Here is a 20,695-nt window from a genome sequence, read left to right as displayed (position 1 = left end):
TCCTCTTTGATTAGCGTTCAGTTAAGGTGGGTGATGAGGCTTTTACTTCGATCTTTTGTTTTGGCTGAACCAGCTCCGAACCGAGCAGTGCCAGTGCAAGCCATAATCCGAGCATGCCGATAATGCCTATCCAGCCATTTCCATCCATAGTGAGTTGGTATGGATACAGCCCTGCATCGAACTTGGCGATGGTTTGCACTTCCATGATGGTAAACCAGCGAATCAGCCATGCACTTGCCAGTGCGGCAGCAGACACAAAACTGAGCCCTATGACGTGACGAAATCTGGCTGATGCGGACTTTTTGGTATCGCGCAAGAAGATGAAAGCGAGCAAAACACAACCTAAAACGACAAAAGTGAGCAGGGCAATGTTGTGCATCCATTGTTCGCTAGAATAGAGCGAAAATGCGGAATTGTTGGATGCCCAAATCGGTAGCAGTATCAGCGTTAATACACCGCTGGTAACCACTGATTTTTTAAGTAAATTAGTATCGCCAGATGTCAGTGTCTTTGACTGACTAGGCAGCAAGAGCCAAATCAACAGAGAAAATCCGACCGCGCCCATAAAAGCAGTAACAAACCAAAGAATCGGTGACGCGGGTTGGTGCCATAACGAGCGTGATTTTACGACCGCAATTTCAGCGCCTGTGTAGACAGCGATGGTGATGCCTGATAGTACCGTGATGGCGGACACCATAAGCATCGCTCTACGAGAGAGCACCCATTCACCCAGTGACAGCTTTGAAATTAGAGGCAGTACTTTCCCTGGCTGATTACGTAAGTTGATCAGATCCTGGCGGAGATACAGCCATGCAGTCACTACCGCTAAACCTGAGAAAACAGGCAAGAAAAGCGACCCTAAAGACATCCATGACCACGGCGTGATGTGCGCGTAAAAATGCCATGCGCGTCCCGGTTGGTGTAAATCACCAGTTAACGCTAATGGCCCCACGATGGCGCCGATGGCCAGCGTCAGCACAAGCGCAGCGCGCAGTCTGTGGCTGGTGTGTTTTTCAAATAATAGGGCGATTAGGAATAAAATAGCGGCAGCATAAGCCGAACCGATGTAGAAGAAATACTGTACCGCCCACGGGAGCCAAGCCATCGCATGAGGTTGGACTAACACTTCGGTGATGTTCATGCGTGCTCTCCTTGTGGGTCGTAAATAGCTGGCTGCCCGTCGATATGGCTGGTAAAGCGTTCATCCATGCCGATGTAAAACACGTGAGGCTTGGTGTCTTCATTGGGTTTTAGCACTTTGATGTCGTCTTGGTGCTTCGCAATTAAGCGGCGGACTTCACTTGATGGATCATTCAAATCACCAATTACACGTGCTCCGCCAACACAGGTTTCCACGCAGGCAGGCAATAGACCTTTTTCTATACGGTGAGCACAGAAGGTACATTTATCTGCGGTGAGGGTGTCCTCATTGATAAAACGAGCATCGTAAGGGCAAGCTTGTACGCAGTACGCGCAGGCGACGCAGCGACTGTTATCCACCATGACAATACCATCTTCGCGCTGAAAGGTTGCTTGAACCGGACACACTGCCACGCAAGGTGGGTTGTCACAGTGGTTACAAAGGCGCGGTAGCATAAAGGCTTTTGCTTCTCGCGTGGCTGTAGAGCCATCATCTAACGTAACTTCGTATTGCTTTACGGTGGTTCGGAACTGACCGATTGGCGCTTGGTTCTCGATGCTGCAACCCACAGTGCAAGCCTGGCATCCGACACATTTACGCAAATCTATCACCATGGCATAACGCTTGCCGACTTGTCCTTTTCGGTCAGCGGACTGGTTATTTCGAATAATGTTTCCCGCAGTTGCCGTGCCAATGCCTGCGACTGGAATTAACGCGGCTCCGGCTGTGACCGCGCTGAGAAAGCGACGTTTGGTGGAATCCATAACTCACCTGCGTTTTTGTTGTATTTGAATTGACTGATTCCATTGTGAGAAATGCACCGCGAGGCTTATATTGTGGATTTCCACATACCCAGATCAAACTTGATCTAAAACAAATGTGGTTTACCAAGGGTAGCTGTTATTCTTGCTCCATTACTTTCGAAGGAACGATTCTACTCATCATGAACAAAACGCCACGGTTGCTTCAGTTTTGGGTTCTTTGCTTAGTTGCCTTTGCATCTTTGGCTCAGGGCGCAGTTTCTGAACAAGCAGATCTGCAAGGAATGCAAGAGCAAAAAGCAGAGCAGCCACAGGCCAAGCAAAAAGTCGAAGTGGGCGTGTTAGCGATACGCGGCCATCTTTATGCTGAGCAGAGATGGCAACCGACCATTGATTGGCTCAATCAGCAAATTTCCGATGTGCATTTTGTCCTTCATCCCCTTAACTTGGATGAAATGGGCGAAGCGGTGAAGTTTCAGACCATGGATTTCATCTTAACCAACCCAGGTCAGGCAGTGCGGTTGGGCAGGCAATACGCGCTGTCGTGGATGGCAACGCTAACCAGCAGAGCACCACAAAACTCGAATTACGGCATTGGTTCGGCGCTTGTGGTTCGAGCCAATTCAAGTTATCAAACGGTGCAAGATGTCTCAGGACGTCCTGTTGCGGCGGTATCAGAAAAAGCGTTTGGTGGTTATCTAACGATGCGCTATCAAATAGTCAAAATGGGGCTTAATCCAAACGATTTCTTTTCTGATGTCCGCTATCTTGGTTTTCCTGTTGATGCCAACCTGTATCAATTACGTGATGGCAATGTGGAAGCGGCCGTTGTCCCTGCTTGTTTATTGGAACAGATGCTAAGTGAAGGGCTTTTACAACCGAGTAATTATCGAGTTTTAAATCAACAGCCGAACGAGCGCTCGTTATGCGCTGTTTCCACACCGCTTTATCCTAACTGGTCATTTGCCAAAACAGAGCGCGGCTCAGCTCAGATTGCCAAACAGATTGCGCAAGTATTGTTAGCGATGCCACCTGAACACCCTGCAGTTATTGCGGCAGGCGCGTCAGGTTGGACGTCCCCCGTCAGCTTGCTGAGCATCGACAAACTTTATCAGGCGTTGGATCTCCATCCGTTGCAACAACCTTGGTGGAGTGAGGCTCTACGCTGGCTGCGTAGTCATCAAGAGTGGGCATGGGCGCTGTTCATGTTTGTGATTGTGTTGAACGCGTACCACTTTTGGCTTGAGTATCGATTTAGCAAGAGTAAGCAAGCGTTGGAGCAGACATCGTTACGATTAAAAGAGAAAAGTGAACAGTTAGAACATTCACAAAGGGTCGCGATTGTCGGAGAAATCGGCACTAGTCTTGCTCATGAACTCAATCAGCCACTGGCAGCCATTCGCAACTATAGTGAAGGCGGTTTACTTCGCTTGGCCAAAAAGCGCCCTCATGAAGATATTGTCCCTGTACTTGAGAAAATACAGGGCCAAGTTGAAAGAGCCGATGCAATTATTCAGCGATTAAGAACGTTGATTCGTAAGCGCAGTGTCGACAAAACGTCGTGCGATCTTCAAGTACTCATTGATGACACGATTGAGTTACTCCATTTTCGAATGCAGAAGCAAAACATTTCTATTGTGGCCAGTACAGAAGGGAACATTCGTCCATTACTTGTCGATGCAGTTGGCGTACAACAGGTTTTAGTTAATGTGATCAGCAACGCGATTGATGCGTGTACTTTGTTCCAAGAGAAATATCACTCATCAGGTTATCAAGGTAAAATTGCCCTGCATTGCGATTACCAAATCAGTCAACTCTCTATTCGAGTGTTAGACAATGGTACAGGGTTGCAGCAAGAGAATCCGACTCAAGCGTTTGTGAGTAGCAAAGAAGAAGGGCTTGGGCTGGGGTTAGCCATTTGTCGCGATGTGATGGAAATGCATGGTGGCGAGTTTGTCATCAGCTCGATAGCACCACATGGTTGTTTGGTTGAGCTTGTGTTTCCATATCAAAACTAATCTGAACTAGGCATAGGAGCACTCAATGAGCAGCGGTGAAAAGCAGCTACCTGTTTTTATAGTCGATGATGATGAATCGGTGCGTGACTCGCTCGCTTTTATGTTGGAAGAGCATGACTTCAACGTGACGACTTTTGCTGATGGGCAATCTTTTCTCGATAAAGTGAACATTCATCAGGCCGGATGCGTGATCCTTGATAGCCGAATGCCCAACCTTCGTGGCCAGCAAGTGCACCAAATTTTAAATCAAGCCAACAGCCCGCTAGCCGTTATTTATCTGACAGGGCATGGTGATGTTCCGATGGCGGTCGATGCATTGCAAGCTGGGGCGGTCAATTTCTTCCAAAAACCAGTCAAAGGCGATGAACTGGCACGAGCCATTTTGCAGGGACAGGCGCAGTCTGCCACAAACCTCGATATGGCAGCAGCTAAATCGGCTTATGAATCGCTCACACCTAGAGAAAAAGACATTTTACGTTTGATTATTGAAGGAAAGCGCAACATTCGTATTGCTGACGAACTTTGCATAGCAATGCGAACGGTTGAAGTACACCGAGCTAATCTATTGAAGAAGTTCTCGGCAAAAACCGTCGCAGAGTTGGCATATATTTATGGCAAGCTAGATTAAAGCTTACCGAGTGAAGCCTCTTAAGGCTATTTAGAGGATACAACTTGAGCTTTATGACGACTCGCGTATTATCTTCTTCGTTCTTACTTTATCTGAATTCTTATGAGTTTGTTGACTAAACGACATCACACGCCACATAAGCGGGCAAAATGGCTACTGGCGATTATTGGCTGGGTGGTCGTTGTGTGTCTGATGCAAAATTCAGGCTTTGCATCGTCATGCTCTATGAAATATGAGGCGGAATCGCCCGCGGTTTCACTTGCTGATGAGCGTTCGAGCGTCAAGTCGATTGATACTAAAGAAACCAGCAAGTGCGAATTGTCTGAAAAGTTAATTCAGTTTTCTCAACATCAACTCGATGTATTTATTGTTGTTCTGTTTGTCGGTCTTTTTGCTTCGGCAATTTGGTTGTGCAGTGCCTATATTGGTGCGCAACATTGGACGGAACCGATAGGCCGTAAGTATCGAGTCCATCTGACTTTCTGTGTGTTCCGAGAATAAAAGCGTGCTTTCTGACCACTAGCGTCAGTTATTTAGCACCTTTGTCTTTTAACTAGGAATCACTATGAATCAAATTACTAAACTGACTCAGTTTGCGTTCATGTTTTTTATGACGCTTGCTTTGAGTTTGCTCTCTCTGAGTATTTCAGCTCAAACTACTGATACAGGTTGGCTAACCAACCCACAACATCCTCCAGTGCAAACGCGCTTTGTGCTCACTGGTCAACAAGATCCGCAAGCCAAAACACTTACAGGTTATTTGGATGTCAAGTTAACCGGAGACTGGAAAACTTACTGGCGTTCACCTGGTGAGGGCGGCGTAGCACCATCTATTGATTGGCAAAATTCACAAAATTTATCCAAAGTGGATTGGCAATGGCCGCACCCACAAAAATTCGAACTGTTAGGTATCGAGACTCTTGGGTATAAAGGCGATACTTTGTTCCCCATGACGCTGCACGTCGAAGACATGTCCAGACCTGTCACGATTGATGCGGTACTGACACTTTCTTCTTGTACGACGATTTGTGTGCTGACCGACTATCAAATTCAATTGACGTTCTTGCCTTCTGATCTAACAGTCGATGAAGGCGTGATGTTCAGTTACGCTCAAGCAGTGAGTAACGTGCCGCAGCCATCGCCGTTTATTGATGTTACTCAGGCGAGTTGGGATGCGAACCAATCGAAACTACAAATCAAGCTACAGAACAGTCAGGGTTGGCAACAACCACAAGTGCTGGTGGATGGTGTCGATGAAGCAACGCGAGACTATAGCTTCAAGCTTGAAGGAATGTATCAAGAAGGAAACATCGTCACCGCGAGCTATATCGTTGATACTTGGCTGGGCGATGTGGAGTTAGATGGTCAGTCGCTGTTTGTGACCATCAAAGACACCAATTTACTAGCAGAAGAAACCACTCAAGCAACTGCTGAGGCAATAGTTGAACCGTTGCCGAGCACGTCTCTAACGAGTGTTTTTCTATTCGCGTTGCTCGGCGGTTTAATTCTTAACATTATGCCTTGCGTTCTTCCGGTTTTGGGGATGAAGCTAAGTAGTATTGTTGCCGCTCAAGGTATCGAGCGTCGTCAAATTCGCGCTCAGTTTGTTGCCTCGTCACTTGGTATATTAACGTCGTTCTGGATTCTCGCTGGTTTTATTTTGGTGCTTAAGCTAACAGGTAATGCCATTGGCTGGGGCGTGCAATTTCAAAGCCCTTGGTTCTTAGGTTTGATGGTGTTGGTCACCACTTTGTTTGGGGCCAATATGCTGGGGCTGTTTGAAGTCCGTCTATCATCGGGTACCAATACATGGCTGGCCTCGAAAGGTGATAACTCCCTAGTTGGTCACTATGTTCAAGGTATGTTTGCTACATTGCTTGCGACGCCTTGCTCCGCGCCTTTTCTAGGAACGGCCGTGGCGTTTGCCTTGGGTGCCGACGTATTAACGTTATTTGCAACCTTTACAGCATTAGCATTGGGTATGGCACTGCCTTGGCTCTTAGTCGCTGTGTTTCCAAATATCGCGCTGAAACTACCAAAGCCTGGCTCGTGGATGAATGTCGTTAAAATCGTGTTTGGCATAATGATGCTGGCGACTAGCATTTGGCTACTTTCATTAATGGCAAATCATGTACCGATGTTATGGATTGCACTTATCGCTGTGGTTGCTTTTGTTGTAATGATGGCAAGAGTTAAGAAAGTGTATGGTGAGAAAGCGCTTGCTGTATCCGGAACTGCGTCATTAGTGTTGATAGCTGGTGGCCTGTTACTTGGTAGTGTCACTGCCGACCAATGGGCGACACCGCTTCCTGAGGACTTAGCGTGGCAGAAGCTTTCTAACTCGGCGATTGAAGATCACGTCAATAATGGGCGAGTGGTGTTTGTGGATGTCACTGCGGATTGGTGTGTCACGTGTAAAGCGAACAAGATCGGTGTGATCTGGCAAGATCCTGTCTACTCATTGCTGCAAAGCCCTAATGTAGCGACGTTAAAAGGGGATTGGACACATCCGGACGGCTCGGTAACGGACTTTTTACGAGCTCATGGGCGTTACGGTGTGCCGTTTAACATCGTCTATGGCCCGGCAGCGCCACAAGGTATCCCGTTACCTGTGATCCTGACTGATGATGTTGTTTTAAGTGCGGTGAAGCAAGCGAGTGGGGGAGCTATTCAATGAGTTCGACAAAGCGGCGTAGAACATTCCGATATTGGCTCGTTCAAATCGTACAGATGGTGCTCATTGTCACCGTCATTTCCATCGCGATGGATTGGTATCGCACTAAAGATATTCCTAAACAGGAGGCACCACCATTGAGCTCAGTATTGAGCGATGGTGAACACTTCGATGCAATCGCGCAAAGTTATGAACAACCTGTCGTTGTTTATTTTTGGGCGACTTGGTGTCCCGCTTGTAAATTTGTAAGCCCAAGCGTGAGCTGGCTGAGTGATGACTACACCGTAGTTGGCGTTTCTGGCTCGTCGGGACCGAATGAGCGTGTGGCGCAGTTTATGAGGGCAAAAGAATATCATTTCGAAAACATAAACGATCCTTCAAGCGATATTATGCGCGAATGGAAAATTAGCGTGACCCCAACCATTTATGTTTTAAGAAATGGTGAAATTTCCTCCGTCACAACTGGCGTTACTACTCCGATAGGAATATTAGCGAGAATTTGGTTAGCTCGATAACGTAATAAAAATCCGATATTCAAAATATTGAGTATCGGATTTTTTCTTTTTATTTTCTTGCTCTAACGGGAATAATAATGTGTGCGTATGGCATACCATTCCACATCACGTATGGGCCATCATAACTTGAACCGATGGGTAGATAGTCGAGCAACACTTGGTCTAGGGTAATAATCATCATGTGTGGTCCTTCCACAATCCATTGGTTATCGTCCGTTATTCCTTCTGAAAATGGGTCGGTGTTATTGGCGCCGCCATCACCCGCTAACATGCCAAAAAGTACAATTAACTGAAATGAAATTAGTTAAATAGTCAGATTAATAAATTAAAGCTCAATTTAATAAAAATTAAAGTTTGATAAATTTAATTATAGAGTGCCTTTAAAAAGGAAGTGTTATTTAAATTTAAAATAGTAATTGATAGTTTTACTATGTTAATTTAAGTGTTAATTTATAAACATTTTTTCGTCTATTAATACGCATGGTTTAAAACATCTTGGCTGTCCTGCTTTGAAGTGTGACCAAAAGGTGATAAATAGGTGTTTTTAGTGATATGAGCTGAGTTTATTTGTAATCTATATTTTCAACACCTAATTCCCCTCGTATGGCTAATCGTATAAAACAACATTTTATCTTTATTGTTGTCACGCTAAAGCGTACTTTCTTAATTATATGATTAGTTATAAAGGTAACGAGAATGGGATTAAAAATCCGTGGCTCTGTTGGTATAAATGGCACTAATTCGAAAAATGATGTTAAAGCAGTTCAACAATTTTTAAATGATAACCAAAAGAGAATAGGTTTTACCCGACTGTTGGTTGTTGATGGCTCGTTAGGGCGGAGTCCTCATTTGTCGAAAACAGTAGAGGCAATAAAAGTGTGTCAGCGTAAGCTACTTTATATGGTAAAGCCAGATGGTCGGATCGATGTAAATAGTAGAACTCATCGTAAGCTCAATGGATTACCATCCTATAGTTCAGTGAAAAATGATCCTCATGATGCTCAAAAACTAGTAACCAAAGTGCCTTGGATGAAAACAGCGTTGGGAGAAATTGGACAAAAAGAAGTTTCAGGCACTAAGGCCAATCCAAGGATTTTAGAGTATTTTACAGCATCTAAGTTCTGGGGCACTGATGACTCTGGAGGTCAAAATGCTTGGTGTGGTTCGTTTGCCGCTTGGGTTTTTAAACAACACGGAATCACTCCAGTAAAAGAAGCTTATCGAGCAAAGGAGTGGAAGGGTTTTGGTAAAAACATCTCAGAACCTATACATGGAGCTCTAGGGATTAAATCGAGAAAAGGTGGTGGGCATGTTGCTTTTGTCGTGGGAAAGAGCCCTGATGGTAGGCATTTGTACATGTTAGGAGGAAACCAAAGCAACCAAGTCAATATAGCAAAGTACTCTATTGATGTCTGGGACAAGTTCGTAGTACCGAGTAACTACGATGAAACAAAAGGTACTTTACCTGTATATACAAAAGGCTCTGCCTTAGCAGGAACGGAAAGTTAAACATGAAGAAATTTATAAGTTTGCTAGGCTGTGTGAGCTTATCAGCTTGTGCTTCACAGGGAGTGTACTCTCAGAATGAGGTACTCAAAGATGCGATATTTCAAACGCCCTATTCTGCAGTGGTGAAAATTACAGGTTTTGAAAAGTTTGCTGAACACGAGGAAGATGTTCTCTTTAAAGTTCAAGCAGAAGTGATTCAGAAACTTCGTGGAGACGTTGGGTCTGAGATTACTTTCAGTATGTATGGCGAGCTAGGAGATGAGCCCAATATACACAATGATCCTGTCATTCTCACACTATGTCGTGATAAAGATACATATTATTGGCCTGGAACGGGGGCTGAGTTTGGGGCTAATCAAGAGAACATATTAAACGCTCAAGAAACAGCTGCTCACTTGGATACAGAACAGCGCCATTTTGCACATTGTTCAGAATGAAAAGGGTGGCGGTTGAAACGAGCGGTTACAGAGCATGTTAGTCGCCATCGTAGACAGCGTCTTTGCTGAATGATTTGTCGAGATTTTTTAGTCTTTGATTGTCAGAGGCGACTGACAAAACCATACCAACTGTGACAACCATACCGCTATTAAAGCAGGATATTATTCCTTCAACTTTGTGTTTTAGGAGTAGTCATTAGACTACCCAATAATTGTTGGAATAAATAATGACGAAACGTTGGCTTGTCTCCGCTGTGAGCATTGCGCTGCTCGGCGGTGGTACGTATTTCTATCTCCAATCTGCTGCTCAACCAGAATTGCTGCCTACATTGATTGTGGAAAAAGGCACGATTGAAAAACAAGCGGTGGCTGTTGGTAAAATTGTCCCTGCACACTCTGTGTCTATCAAGTCACAAATCGACGGTATCGTCGGTGAAATTTACGCGAAAGTTGGTGAAAAGGTGAAGCAAGGCCAACCGCTGATCAAAGTGCGTCCAAACCCAACTCCCCAAGCATTAACGGATGCATCGGCAGAACTCATGCGTAGTGAAGCCGATCTGGAATCCGCCAAACAAAAACTGTCCAACTTAGAAAGCTTGGTCAAGCAGGACATTATTCCAAGTAACTACGACGAATACGTAAGTGCGCGCTCGGCAGTCAAATCTGCGCAAGCGGACGTATTGCAAAAGCGCCAGAATCTCGAACTCATCCGCAGTGGTGAGGCGTCTATCGGTGATGCGCGTTTAACGTCGACGATCTACGCGCCAATTGATGGCACGGTACTCAACCAGAAAGTTGAGGTCGGAGAGCCGATCATCTCGACTCAATCAAGCCAAGCCGCGACTGAAATGATGTCATTGGCCGACATGAACAGCCTGATTTTTAAAGGCAGCGTCAGTGAGCATGATGCTGCGCAGTTGTCTCCGGGAATGCCCGTTATGTTGACGGTTGCGCCTTATCCTGATGTGGCGATTTCTGGTGTGCTAACCAAAGTGGCGATTCAATCTGAGAACCTTAACTCACCAGAAGGCAACGCTTCGGCAAAAAGTTTTGATAACGGTTTTGAGGTTGAAGTGGGAGAACTCAAGATCCCACAAGATGTGTTGCTTCGTTCTGGGTTTTCGTCGACGGCTCAAATCATTCTTAAGAAGTCTGAAAACGTACTCACGCTACCGGAGCGCGCTCTGCAATTTGATGGTGACGCACCGAATGTTCTGATCCCCGATAGCTCAGAACAAGGGTTTCATAAACAACCTGTGAAACTCGGTCTGTCAGATGGCATCAATGTCGAAGTGCTTGACGGCGTGGAGCTTGATGAAGAGGTTATCGACAACAGTATGATGGGAGCGGCGCATGGTTAAGCTGCAACGATCAACAATCGCCTTTGCATTGTTGGCTGCCACGCTCAGTTTGCCGACCTACGCAATTTCTATTGAACAAGCTTGGCAACAAGCAAAGCAGAACGATCCAAATTACGACAAAGCGAAAATCGGCGTCCAGCTTGGCGAGGTTGGCGTACAGAGTAGCCGCAGTGCGTTATTGCCGGGTTTAAGTGCCAGTGCGTCAGCGGATTGGAATGAGTCCTCAAGCCATTCGAACAGTTACGGCGCTACCTTATCTCAAACTATTTGGGATAGCAGCTTGTGGTCGGAACTGGATCAAGCGAATGCCAATTATCTCAAAGCACAGTTAGAGCTATCTCAATCGCATAACGAGCTTGCGCAGAAGTTTCTCACTGCTTACCTAGATGTGGCAAGCGCACAGGGCGACCTCAAATTGGCGCAGTCCAAGCTGGAGGAGGGGAAAGAACTTCTCAACATCATCGAGAAACGCTATCGAGCAGGCAAAGTGAAGTCGGTTGATGTTGAAGAGATGCGAGCGAATCAAGTCTCTGAGCAAGCAAGTATCCTCAATGCAAAAGCCGATCTCGAAGTGAAAAAAGCAGATCTTGCGGCGTTAATCAATCAAATGCCCGAGAGTGTCGACCAAATTCGAACGGATTCTTTGATTCAGCCACCGATGCTGGTGAACTCTCAGGAGCAATGGCTAAAGCTAGCGACAGACAGCAGTCCAGAGCTGTTGGTGGCGGCGCAGATGGTGAAAGCGAGCGAGTTCGCGAAAGATTCAGCTAAAGGTGGATACTACCCGACCGTCAAAGGCAGTGTGGGCTACAGCGATGGTGACAATCGTTCAAACGGCGAGTTTAACGCTGGGATTAGTTTGAGTTTGCCGATTGACCTCAATGGTGCAGTGCGAGCGAAAGTGGACGAAGCATCGTTGAACATTTTAAGCGCCAAGCAAGATATGCGTAGAGTGGAAATTGATATTCAGAAACGAGTTATTCAGCAGTTTACGCAGGTCGATATCAACTGGAATCAAGTTTTGATAGCGAACGAGCTGGTTGAGTCGCGCGCCAGAGTGTTGCAAAGCAAAGAGAAACTTTACGACGCTGGTCTGCTTGAAGTGTCGGAAGTTATCAGCGCACACAACAGCTTGTTTGAGGCGAAAAACAGTCTGCAAACCAACTTGTACAGCTACTGGCGTAAGAGAATCGGCTTACTGCAAACCGCAGGGAAACTCGATGACGATACCATGGCGTTGCTCTCTCGGGCTTTTCATTCATGAGCAGCCTATTGCAACAAACTTGGCAAACGTTGATGGCGCACCGCATGAAGAGCGTGCTAGCCATTATCGCGATTGCTTGGGGCGTGATCTCTGTGGTGGTGTTAATCGCACTTGGCGAAGGCTTTTATCGCCATCAGACCCAGTCGTTTTCGTTTATGATCAACAATGTGCAAGTGGTGTTTCCATCGAGCACCAGTAAACCGTGGCAAGGGTTACCTTCAAGGCGACAAATTGATATTCCACAAGAAAAAGTCGACATGATCAAACAGTCGGGCTTCGTGCAACAGGCGTCGAGCGTTTACGCCAAATGGGATGCGAATATCACCAATCTCAAAGGACAGAATTTATCGAGTACGGTCAGCGGTATTGATACGTCTTACTTTCCTTTAATGCAACGCAAGCTGCAATCCGGTTCGAGAAACCTGTCACCCAGTGATATGGACAACCACACTCGCGTGGCGGTGTTAGGCGATCAAATTGCGCAAATGGGCGGAATCCAAATCGGGGATAGGCTCAAAGTCAACGGCATTCCGTTTTTGGTGATTGGGATAACCGTTGGTGAGGACACTGGCATTTCATTCGGCGATAGCCGCACGGTTTTCATTCCTCAAACAACGTACCGCGATTTGTGGGATGCGAAACCTTGGATGGTATTGATTAAGCCGAGAGAAGGGATGGATGCATCGTCGTTTCGACAAAATATCGTGAACTTTTTCGCCAAGCAGCTTCATTTTGACCCAAGTGATAAAGATGCGGTCGAATTACCCGATTTTAGTGAAGGTGCGGCGGTCATCAGTGGAATTTTACGTGGCATTCAGATTTTTCTTGGAGCGAGCGGCGCGATGACCATGGCGGTCGGTGCGCTTGGCGTTGCCAACATCATGTTTTTATCTGTCACGGAGCGCACGCGTGAAATCGGTGTGCGTTTGGCGATCGGGGCGACTCAAAAATCCATACTCAGTCAGTTTATTCTTGAGGGGCTTATTTTGGTAGCTGTGGGCACGGCATTAGGTCTGATGTTTTCGTATGCCGTGGTATCTGTCCTGAGCAGCATGGCATTACCGGAATGGATTGGTTTGCCTGTGATCACGCCAGATTCCATTGCTTGGTCTTTACTTGTGACGCTTATCTTGGCATTGATGGCATCGTATTTCCCAGCAAGGCGAGCATCGCGTCTCACGCCAGTCATTGCTTTGAGTGCGAGGGCCTAGTCATGTTGTTACCGATGAGACAAATTTTCCAAGAAATGGCCGCAGAAAAGCTGAGACTGGGTTTGACCATTCTGGCTGTAGCGTGGGCGACCCTTTGTATCGCTGCTATGTTGGCGGTAGGTGAGGGTATTCGTCAGGGCGTATTGAAAACCGCACAAAATGGTAACGGCAACTTGATTTATTTGACCGGAGGGATGGCCACCGTCGACCACGGTGCTTTTCACCAAGGTAAGTTTCTGACACTAAAAATGGACGATTCAGAGGTCGTTCGAGCGTTACCCGATGTAAAAAGCGTTGCGCCAACGGCGAAGTGGAAAGAGCGTATCACCGTTGGTGACAGAAGCTCGTGGCAAGAGCCGTTAGCGGTCACGAGCGAGTTTCAATCCATGACCAATTTGGTGCCGATGGCGGGGGGGCGATGGTTAAACCCACTCGATCAAAAAGAGACGCGCAAAGTCGTTGTACTGGGTTATGAACTGGCAGCCGACTTATTCAACCCGAATGAGGACTTTAGTTGGTTTGCGGCAGTCACATTGCAAGTCAACCCTGTGGGGAAAAAGGTAAAAATCGGCAATGAGGAGTTCACTGTTGTGGGCGTATTGGAGAAAAACAGCGCCCAAATAGAACTGGGGGATCTTATCAACTATTCCAGCTTTGTGCCGTTAGCGACGTGGAAGCGATTTCATGTCAACGGTGAAATTGGTGGCATCAATGTGCAGCCACAAGCAAATGTAGACCGAGAAGCCTTAGCAAAGACGATCAGGCAAGTGATTGCCCGTAAACACGGGGCAAGTGTCAGTGATGAACAGGTCGTCCAAGTTGATGATATGTTCCTTAAGCAAAAGAGTATGCAGCAGTTTCTGATAGGTTTGCAGAGTTTCCTTGGCATTATCGGCTTCGTGACGTTAGCTGTTGCTGGCGTTGGCATCGCCAATGTGATGTATGCCACCGTAAAGCGATCTACGCGTGATATCGGTGTGCGCATGGCAGTCGGTGCAACCCCAACGGCTATTCGCATGCACTATTTAGTACAGTCTTTATTGACAATGATGATGGGGGGGGCGTTTGGGTTAGCCGTGACGTACGCGCTGGTGTCTGCCATCAGTTCCATTCCTTTAGAGGGCAATGCCTTTTATGAACAACTGGGTAAACCTGTCCCTGAGTTGTCGTGGGTCGTTGTCGCGATTGTCATCCTCACCTTAGTGATCATTGGTGTGGCATCTGCATGGTTACCTGCAAACCGAGCCGCAAAAGTCAGCCCGTTGGAGGCGCTACAAAGTGAATAACAACAATAACTCTGGAGAGAACATGTCGAACAAGCCGCTTGTTGAGCTGACCAACATCTGCAAATACTACTCAAGTGGGGAGGCGGAAGTTCGCGCGTTAGACGGCGTTGACTTAACCATTAATCAAGGCGAGTTTCTTTCGATTCTTGGCCCGTCCGGTTCGGGGAAATCAACGTTGATGAATATGCTCGGCTGTTTAGATAAGCCCACAGATGGCGAGTACCAACTTGGCGGCCAAAACGTCGCAAGTTTAAGTGCGAATGACCTAGCTGGCATTCGTAACCAAAAGATCGGGTTTGTCTTCCAAAGCTTTAACTTATTGGAATACGCGACGGCGCTCGATAACGTGGCGCTGCCGTTGGTTTACTCTGGCATCAAAGGCAAAGAACGTCGCCATCGCGCCGCCAAATTGCTAGAGCAAGTCGGGCTAGGGGATCGTTTAGACCATAAACCAAACCAGCTTTCTGGTGGTCAAAAGCAGAGAGTCGCTATCGCCAGAGCGTTAGTGAACGACCCTCAAATCATCCTAGCTGACGAGCCAACCGGCGCGCTCGATTCAAAATCTGGTGCTGAGATCGAAGCTCTGTTCAACCAACTCCACGCCGAAGGTAGAACCTTAATCATCGTGACGCACGATAACGCTCTGGCAGAGCGCACTAAACGCATCATCACCATCAAAGACGGCAAGGTAATTTCGGATAGGGTGCCGGTAAGTAGGGAGAAATGAGCTTTTCTTAATTGAGAACTGAGTTTTAAGGGAAATAGCGATACAGAGGCTATCTCCCTTTACTTTTTATTGGCGATGTTCGTTTTGTCTCTCTTTTATCAAGTCATGCTTTTTTTCTTTAAGTAGAGTGATTGCGAGCTTAGTGTCCTCAATCAATTTACTGTTATCGTTGAGATCGTTGCTCTTCAAAGGCAAAACTAGATAATGAATGCTGCCATCTGCATTCTGTACTCCGGTAGCGATGATGACATCACCTTCAGACGCCGTACCAAAATACTCTGATACGACTTTGGTTTCGCTGACACCGTAGCTATCCAAATAGGATGACTCCGTATTGTCAAACAAGATAGGAACCCCTTGCTTAGCTAATGTTCGCAATTGTTTTTGCTTTTGCTCGTCGAATGGATAGTCGGTCGTACTGATGTAACTTACCTGTTCAGCTTCAATAAAATCGTACAGTTCATTGCTCAGTTCATTTAATGGGGCAGATATCCAAGGTGTAGCTGGAATGACGTCGGAAGTATCATCATTGCCACTTTGTGGTGTTGGAGTGGTAACCACCTTTTGAGCAGCATTGCTCTCAGGAGGCGTTACACTTATTGTCGCAGCGTCTTCTGTCTTGATTTGCTCGTCAAGGCTTGCAACAGGTTCGGTCTGGGCATTCTTGTTATTTGAATTAATCAGAAATATGGCGAGTACTGCACCAAGTGCTAGCGCCGATCCAGTCAAGAGTTTTTTGTTACTTGTCATGTGTCATGTCTTACCGTTTATTTCATTAGTAAATACGGCGGCCACTTATTTATTCCGTGGCCGCAGGCTAATAAGTTAGTGGTAGAGATCGTCATTCCAAGAGATAGTTACGGCTCGGCTAGTCTCTGTCCATTGACTGCTATCACGATTTTTCTTCCAGGTATTTTCTGGTGTGGTATACCAGCTACACCAGTCGCGACCAAAGTAGTAATTGGTTTTTCGCCAACCAGCAACCAGCTTGACCTCTGATGTATCTAGGCCATCTTGAATGTCATTTTTTCTATATACGACGCCGACTTGTGGTTTAAAGTCTGAACGCATAACGACAGGTAACTCATTGTAATCAATCAAATTACCCATGTCACAACTGGTCCAACGATACAATAACCAGTCTTTAGCTGGCGTATTATGGCGGATAGTCTTGTTTTCAATTAACCAATTAATGCTTTCGTTAGCTTGGTTAAAATCGGCAACCGTTTGAAACTCTGGCTGGTCGTACGTTACACGGTTGCTCCAGGAGATTCCCCCACTAATATTTGGAGAAGTAGAAGCACTGAATCCAAGGTTAAAATCTAGCGACTCACTGACAGATGCCGTTGCAATGGTGTTTTCTGGAGCATGGCTCATGTGGCGTAAAGGGGCGCCATTTAAATAGCTCAGTGCCAGCTTAAAAGCCGTTGGAACGGTGTAACGGTAATCTCCCCCAGTAGCAAAACCATAGATTTGTTCTTTGTTTGGAACATTAGTCATGTCGAAGCCAGAACCGCCATTTAGGATCAACTTGGCTTCTTTAGCGCCATTTGGTAGCAAAGATTGGTTCCAGACATTTTCTAAAGAATAAATTAAGCGGATTTTTTTCGAGCGTGCATCACCATCATCAAGCTGAAGCAATGTCGAAGTGTAAGATTTCAATGTATCTTCAGCATGTGCTGGTGCTAAAGAACCAAGTAAAGCGAGTGCGATAATACTCGCGGAAAGATGCTGTTTTTCCATTATTTTTTCCTATTAGTCAGCCCATAAAGACTTTTGTTTTAAACCATCTTGATGGGCACTTTATAATTATGGACAGGTTATAAATTCAAGCTCAATAAATGAGCGGTAAAATAGTGCATCTTGTTTTTTATTAAAAAAAGAAAAAGGATAGATTCGTGGGATTAATGTCTCATAGTTTTTAAATTCACCACTCAACTATAATAAATAAGAATTTGGTTATTAAGTCTTGTCTTTTTAAGTTATTGCTTAATTTTAATTTTCTAATGTTGTGTTGAGATTTTCTATTGATAAAAGTGAATTTTATAAATGTTAGCCATGTTATTTTTAGGGTTTTTGTTATACCAAATTAAGTAAAGTATCGTTATGTGGTTATCTCGGGTTTATGGGTTTAATTCAAATTAAAACAGTGGTTTGTGTTTTTTGTTATTATTTTTTAGAGCTTAATGTAATAGTTTGGTGATAAAGTCCGTCAATGAAGTTGCCATGTTCGTGTATGAAGTTATATGTGCTTTTACAGCAGGAAATTAAACTTTACGTTTAAGATGGTAAAGATAGAAAAAGAAATAAATAAGATTATTAAATAATCATGTTTCGAGAATATAAAATGTAACGTACTTCTAATTAAACGAATGCTTGAATAAACGATGGAGTGTGAAAAGTGCTATTTAAGTTACGCTGTCCTATATTCCAGTTGGTGCCTTGTTCATACAATGCGTTTTCTCGGCTTAAACTGGTTTATGTACTGCTAATCTCTTATCCGTTTCTTAATTACACATATTGGCAATATGCTCGCCAAGTTACGTGTATTGGTGTCAATGAAAAACAGTATCTACGATAGCTCTCTCAGGGTTGGAACTGCCACTATGAATTTCCTTCATGTTCAATGTGAAACAATACCAATATTACTCAACTCGTGAAGCAAGTATAAAAAAAGGACTGCTCTGGTGTTAGGCACTGCGACGGTCGTTTTTTGTACGAACCGTTCGTCGTAAGTGCTGTGCAACCTAACGATTGGGAAAACCAAAAAACAAAAAATGTCCCCATGCACAGAGTTAGGAAAAGTCTGCTTTATCTAAGGAAATAGGATACCAACTCACGATGAATAACGATTTCACATTTGCTATCAAAAGCATTCGCTTTGATGAGAATTACCAACCATCAGACAACACGCGAATCACTACCAACTTTGCTAATCTGGCTCGCGGAAACTACCGCCGAGAGAATCTGCGCAATGCGCTCCGAATGATCGATAATCGTTTTAATGCGTTGGCATATTGGGATAACGCGCAAGGTGACCGCTACTCAGTTGAACTTGAAATCATCTCTGTTGATATGGATATCCAAGGTAGTGGAGAAGCATTCCCATCGATTGAAGTGCTCAAAACTAACATTGTTGATCACAACACTAACGAGCGCATCGAAGGCATTGTGGGCAATAACTTCTCTTCATACGTTCGTGATTACGACTTTAGCGTTTTGCTGTTGGACCACAACAAAAACCAGCCACAGTTCAGCATCCCAGCGAACTTCGGTGATTTGCATGGCAAACTGTTCAAAGCTTTCGTTAATTCTGAGTCTTATAAACAGCATTTCAAAAAGCTGCCAGTGATTTGTCTGAGCGTATCGGACAACAAGGTATACCGACGCACCGAAAATCAACATCCTGTTTTGGGCTTTGAATATCAGCCGAACGAATCTTCGTTGACGGAGCAGTACTTCAAGAAGATGGGCTTACAGGTGCGCTACTTTATGCCGCCAAACAGCGTTGCACCGTTGGCATTCTACTTCTTCGGTGACTTGTTGAACGATTATTCAAACCTAGAGCTTATCAGCACGATTAGCACGATGGAGACATTCCAGAAGATTTACCGACCTGAGATTTACAATGCCAACGCGGTTGCCGGTAATTGCTACCAGCCAAACCTAAAAAACCTAGACCACTCGCTAACTCAAATCGTTTACGACCGAGAAGAGCGCAGCCAACTGGCGATTGAACAAGGAAAATTTGCCGAGGAGCATTTCATCAAACCTTATCAATCTGTGCTTGAACAATGGTCTGCAAACTACGCGTAATCGACAACGAGAATCTAGAAAGGAATGACGATGAAAACACTATTACCGACTTCAACGGCTGGCAGTTTACCGAAACCTTCTTGGCTGGCCGAACCAGAAAAACTTTGGTCACCGTGGAAACTGCAAGGTGAAGAACTGATTGATGGCAAACGTGATGCGCTACGCGTCGCTTTGCAAGAGCAAGAATTGGCAGGCGTTGATATCGTCAGTGATGGAGAGCAAACTCGGCAACATTTTGTGACGACCTTTATTGAGCATTTAAGCGGCGTAGATTTTGAAAACCGTAAAACGGTGACCATTCGCAACCGTTATGAAGCAAGTGTTCCGACGGTGGTTGGCCCAGTAAGCCGCACAAAGCCCGTGTTTGTTGAAAATGCCAAGTTCTTGCGTCAGCAAACTAAGCAACCTATCAAGTGGGCGCTGCCAGGCCCTATGACGATGATCGACACACTTTATGATGATCATTACGGTAGCCGTGAAAAGCTGGCTTGGGAATTTGCAAAGATCCTCAACCAAGAAGCGAAAGAGCTTGAAGCGGCGGGTGTCGACATTATTCAATTCGATGAACCTGCGTTCAATGTGTTTTTCGATGATGTGAACGAATGGGGCATTGCGTGTTTAGAGCGTGCGATTGAAGGGCTGAAATGTGAAACTGCAGTGCACATCTGCTATGGCTACGGCATCAAAGCGAACACGGATTGGAAGCAAACGCTAGGCACTGAATGGCGACAATACGAAGAAGTATTCCCTAAATTGCAGCAGTCAAATATCGATATTATCTCGCTTGAGTGTCATAACTCACGAGTGCCTATTGAGTTACTTGAGTTGATTCGCGGTAAGAAGGTGATGGTTGGTGCGATTGACGTCGCTACCAACGAAATTGAAACGCCAGAAGAAGTGGCGAACACACTGCGAGAGGCGTTGAAGTACGTTGATGCCGACAAGCTTTACCCATGTACCAACTGCGGTATGGCGCCTTTGTCTCGTGAAGTATCGACCGCTAAGCTCAATGCGTTAAGTGCGGGTGCGGAGATCATTCGTAAAGAGTTGGTGGGTTGATATTAATACTTAGGCTCCGCACCATGAACTAAAGTTAGAGTCATTCTAGCGAGTTTAAATGAGACTAGGAATCGGTTTACTGCTCGCTAGGAAATAGCGATAACTTCCGCACTTCAAAGCTCTCGGTGGGGAGCTCCTGAATCACGCTCGTCCCTCGCTGTTCAGGATGACGGATGTTGGAAGATATATTGCTCGCCACAACCCTAGGTATTGGAGCAGCTTCAAGATAGGGTCTTTCCGGCGAGTTAAAACGAGACTAGGAATCGGGTTACAGCTCGCTAGGAAATG

19 protein-coding genes are annotated in these 20,695 nt (G+C 45.5%); 14 read left to right on the top strand and 5 right to left on the bottom strand.

The features are described from left to right. Positions 1-10: 10 nt before the first annotated feature. A complete protein-coding gene (gene nrfD / locus R7E38_RS14040) occupies positions 11-1,141 on the bottom strand; it encodes an NrfD/PsrC family molybdoenzyme membrane anchor subunit (protein WP_226083589.1) in 1,131 nt (376 codons plus the stop codon). Further along, the gene (gene dsrO / locus R7E38_RS14035) at positions 1,138-1,905 is read right to left on the bottom strand and encodes a sulfate reduction electron transfer complex DsrMKJOP subunit DsrO (protein WP_226083588.1); all 768 of its coding nucleotides are present in this window, start codon (positions 1,903-1,905) and stop codon (positions 1,138-1,140) included. Before dsrO ends, nrfD begins: the two co-directional genes overlap by 4 nt. A 179-nt stretch (positions 1,906-2,084) precedes the next feature. Between dsrO and R7E38_RS14030 the strand changes: the two genes are divergently transcribed. The 5 genes from R7E38_RS14030 to R7E38_RS14010 all read left to right on the top strand — a co-directional run bounded on the left by R7E38_RS14030 (position 2,085) and on the right by R7E38_RS14010 (position 7,737). After that, entirely contained in the window at positions 2,085-3,920 is a 1,836-nt protein-coding gene (locus tag R7E38_RS14030; RefSeq protein ID WP_238852990.1) for a sensor histidine kinase, read from the top strand. Positions 3,921-3,945: 25 nt separating this feature from the next. Continuing rightward, positions 3,946-4,548, top strand: coding sequence for a response regulator transcription factor (locus R7E38_RS14025; RefSeq protein WP_213911085.1), 603 nt, complete (start codon positions 3,946-3,948; stop codon positions 4,546-4,548). Between the two features lie 102 nt (positions 4,549-4,650). Continuing rightward, positions 4,651-5,049: a hypothetical protein gene (locus R7E38_RS14020; RefSeq protein WP_025767242.1), complete on the top strand. Its 399-nt coding sequence runs from the start codon at positions 4,651-4,653 to the stop codon at positions 5,047-5,049. Between the two features lie 64 nt (positions 5,050-5,113). Next, the gene (locus R7E38_RS14015; RefSeq protein ID WP_171344324.1) at positions 5,114-7,225 is read left to right on the top strand and encodes a protein-disulfide reductase DsbD family protein; all 2,112 of its coding nucleotides are present in this window, start codon (positions 5,114-5,116) and stop codon (positions 7,223-7,225) included. After that, on the top strand, positions 7,222-7,737 hold the full coding sequence (locus tag R7E38_RS14010; RefSeq protein WP_171344323.1) for a protein disulfide oxidoreductase: 516 nt from the start codon (positions 7,222-7,224) through the stop codon (positions 7,735-7,737). Before R7E38_RS14015 ends, R7E38_RS14010 begins: the two co-directional genes overlap by 4 nt. Before the next feature lie 49 nt (positions 7,738-7,786). Here the strand turns inward: R7E38_RS14010 and R7E38_RS14005 are convergent, their stop codons facing one another. Continuing rightward, entirely contained in the window at positions 7,787-7,918 is a 132-nt protein-coding gene (locus tag R7E38_RS14005) for a hypothetical protein (protein WP_258480658.1), read from the bottom strand. 515 nt (positions 7,919-8,433) lie between these two features. On the opposite strand from R7E38_RS14005, the gene R7E38_RS14000 reads away from it, so the two are divergent. The 7 genes from R7E38_RS14000 to R7E38_RS13970 all read left to right on the top strand — a co-directional run bounded on the left by R7E38_RS14000 (position 8,434) and on the right by R7E38_RS13970 (position 15,532). Further along, a complete protein-coding gene (locus R7E38_RS14000; RefSeq protein WP_226083586.1) occupies positions 8,434-9,246 on the top strand; it encodes a TIGR02594 family protein in 813 nt (270 codons plus the stop codon). A 2-nt stretch (positions 9,247-9,248) separates the two neighbouring features. Then, positions 9,249-9,683, top strand: a complete 435-nt coding sequence (locus R7E38_RS13995) for a hypothetical protein (RefSeq protein WP_017633884.1) — start codon at positions 9,249-9,251, stop codon at positions 9,681-9,683. 227 nt (positions 9,684-9,910) lie between these two features. After that, positions 9,911-11,044, top strand: a complete 1,134-nt coding sequence (locus tag R7E38_RS13990) for an efflux RND transporter periplasmic adaptor subunit (protein ID WP_005376722.1) — start codon at positions 9,911-9,913, stop codon at positions 11,042-11,044. Continuing rightward, the gene (locus tag R7E38_RS13985) at positions 11,037-12,308 is read left to right on the top strand and encodes a TolC family protein (protein WP_226083585.1); all 1,272 of its coding nucleotides are present in this window, start codon (positions 11,037-11,039) and stop codon (positions 12,306-12,308) included. Before R7E38_RS13990 ends, R7E38_RS13985 begins: the two co-directional genes overlap by 8 nt. Then, positions 12,305-13,519 carry an ABC transporter permease gene (locus R7E38_RS13980; protein WP_226083584.1) on the top strand — a complete coding sequence of 405 codons (1,215 nt, stop codon included), beginning with the start codon at positions 12,305-12,307 and terminating at the stop codon, positions 13,517-13,519. The genes R7E38_RS13985 and R7E38_RS13980 overlap by 4 nt, the downstream gene beginning before the upstream one ends. A 2-nt stretch (positions 13,520-13,521) precedes the next feature. Beyond that, entirely contained in the window at positions 13,522-14,805 is a 1,284-nt protein-coding gene (locus R7E38_RS13975) for an ABC transporter permease (RefSeq protein WP_065274691.1), read from the top strand. A 22-nt stretch (positions 14,806-14,827) separates the two neighbouring features. Next, positions 14,828-15,532, top strand: coding sequence for an ABC transporter ATP-binding protein (locus R7E38_RS13970; RefSeq protein WP_203345920.1), 705 nt, complete (start codon positions 14,828-14,830; stop codon positions 15,530-15,532). A 66-nt stretch (positions 15,533-15,598) separates the two neighbouring features. On the opposite strand, the gene R7E38_RS13965 is transcribed toward R7E38_RS13970, so the two are convergent. Together R7E38_RS13965 and R7E38_RS13960 are read right to left on the bottom strand one after the other, a co-directional pair. Continuing rightward, entirely contained in the window at positions 15,599-16,282 is a 684-nt protein-coding gene (locus tag R7E38_RS13965) for a topoisomerase I (protein WP_086046922.1), read from the bottom strand. Between the two features lie 75 nt (positions 16,283-16,357). Next, positions 16,358-17,275: a leukocidin family pore-forming toxin gene (locus R7E38_RS13960; protein ID WP_005376731.1), complete on the bottom strand. Its 918-nt coding sequence runs from the start codon at positions 17,273-17,275 to the stop codon at positions 16,358-16,360. A gap of 1,098 nt (positions 17,276-18,373) precedes the next feature. On the opposite strand from R7E38_RS13960, the gene R7E38_RS13955 reads away from it, so the two are divergent. Together R7E38_RS13955 and R7E38_RS13950 are read left to right on the top strand one after the other, a co-directional pair. After that, complete coding sequence (locus R7E38_RS13955; protein ID WP_017636059.1) at positions 18,374-19,348, top strand: DUF1852 domain-containing protein; 975 nt, start codon at positions 18,374-18,376, stop codon at positions 19,346-19,348. Between the two features lie 30 nt (positions 19,349-19,378). Beyond that, complete coding sequence (locus tag R7E38_RS13950) at positions 19,379-20,407, top strand: methionine synthase (protein ID WP_318081841.1); 1,029 nt, start codon at positions 19,379-19,381, stop codon at positions 20,405-20,407. Positions 20,408-20,695: the final 288 nt, after the last annotated feature.

This window comes from Vibrio sp. Vb2131, from assembly GCF_033338535.1.
In the GTDB taxonomy this organism is placed as follows: domain Bacteria; phylum Pseudomonadota; class Gammaproteobacteria; order Enterobacterales; family Vibrionaceae; genus Vibrio; species Vibrio alginolyticus.
The sequence above is the reverse complement of the archived record's forward strand: the minus strand, read 5'-3'. Positions and strand labels throughout refer to the sequence as shown.

Coding starts and splice junctions, on each gene's coding strand:
- R7E38_RS13950 (WP_318081841.1), top strand. CDS start 19,379: ATGAAAACACTATTACCGACTTCAACGGCTGGCAGTTTACCGAAACCT.
- R7E38_RS14000 (WP_226083586.1), top strand. CDS start 8,434: ATGGGATTAAAAATCCGTGGCTCTGTTGGTATAAATGGCACTAATTCG.
- R7E38_RS14005 (WP_258480658.1), bottom strand. CDS start 7,918: ATGATGATTATTACCCTAGACCAAGTGTTGCTCGACTATCTACCCATC.
- R7E38_RS13980 (WP_226083584.1), top strand. CDS start 12,305: ATGAGCAGCCTATTGCAACAAACTTGGCAAACGTTGATGGCGCACCGC.
- R7E38_RS14030 (WP_238852990.1), top strand. CDS start 2,085: ATGAACAAAACGCCACGGTTGCTTCAGTTTTGGGTTCTTTGCTTAGTT.
- R7E38_RS13960 (WP_005376731.1), bottom strand. CDS start 17,275: ATGGAAAAACAGCATCTTTCCGCGAGTATTATCGCACTCGCTTTACTT.
- R7E38_RS14025 (WP_213911085.1), top strand. CDS start 3,946: ATGAGCAGCGGTGAAAAGCAGCTACCTGTTTTTATAGTCGATGATGAT.
- R7E38_RS13955 (WP_017636059.1), top strand. CDS start 18,374: ATGAATAACGATTTCACATTTGCTATCAAAAGCATTCGCTTTGATGAG.
- R7E38_RS13985 (WP_226083585.1), top strand. CDS start 11,037: ATGGTTAAGCTGCAACGATCAACAATCGCCTTTGCATTGTTGGCTGCC.
- R7E38_RS13965 (WP_086046922.1), bottom strand. CDS start 16,282: ATGACAAGTAACAAAAAACTCTTGACTGGATCGGCGCTAGCACTTGGT.
- R7E38_RS14015 (WP_171344324.1), top strand. CDS start 5,114: ATGAATCAAATTACTAAACTGACTCAGTTTGCGTTCATGTTTTTTATG.
- R7E38_RS14020 (WP_025767242.1), top strand. CDS start 4,651: ATGAGTTTGTTGACTAAACGACATCACACGCCACATAAGCGGGCAAAA.
- nrfD (WP_226083589.1), bottom strand. CDS start 1,141: ATGAACATCACCGAAGTGTTAGTCCAACCTCATGCGATGGCTTGGCTC.
- R7E38_RS13975 (WP_065274691.1), top strand. CDS start 13,522: ATGTTGTTACCGATGAGACAAATTTTCCAAGAAATGGCCGCAGAAAAG.
- dsrO (WP_226083588.1), bottom strand. CDS start 1,905: ATGGATTCCACCAAACGTCGCTTTCTCAGCGCGGTCACAGCCGGAGCC.
- R7E38_RS13970 (WP_203345920.1), top strand. CDS start 14,828: ATGTCGAACAAGCCGCTTGTTGAGCTGACCAACATCTGCAAATACTAC.
- R7E38_RS13990 (WP_005376722.1), top strand. CDS start 9,911: ATGACGAAACGTTGGCTTGTCTCCGCTGTGAGCATTGCGCTGCTCGGC.
- R7E38_RS13995 (WP_017633884.1), top strand. CDS start 9,249: ATGAAGAAATTTATAAGTTTGCTAGGCTGTGTGAGCTTATCAGCTTGT.
- R7E38_RS14010 (WP_171344323.1), top strand. CDS start 7,222: ATGAGTTCGACAAAGCGGCGTAGAACATTCCGATATTGGCTCGTTCAA.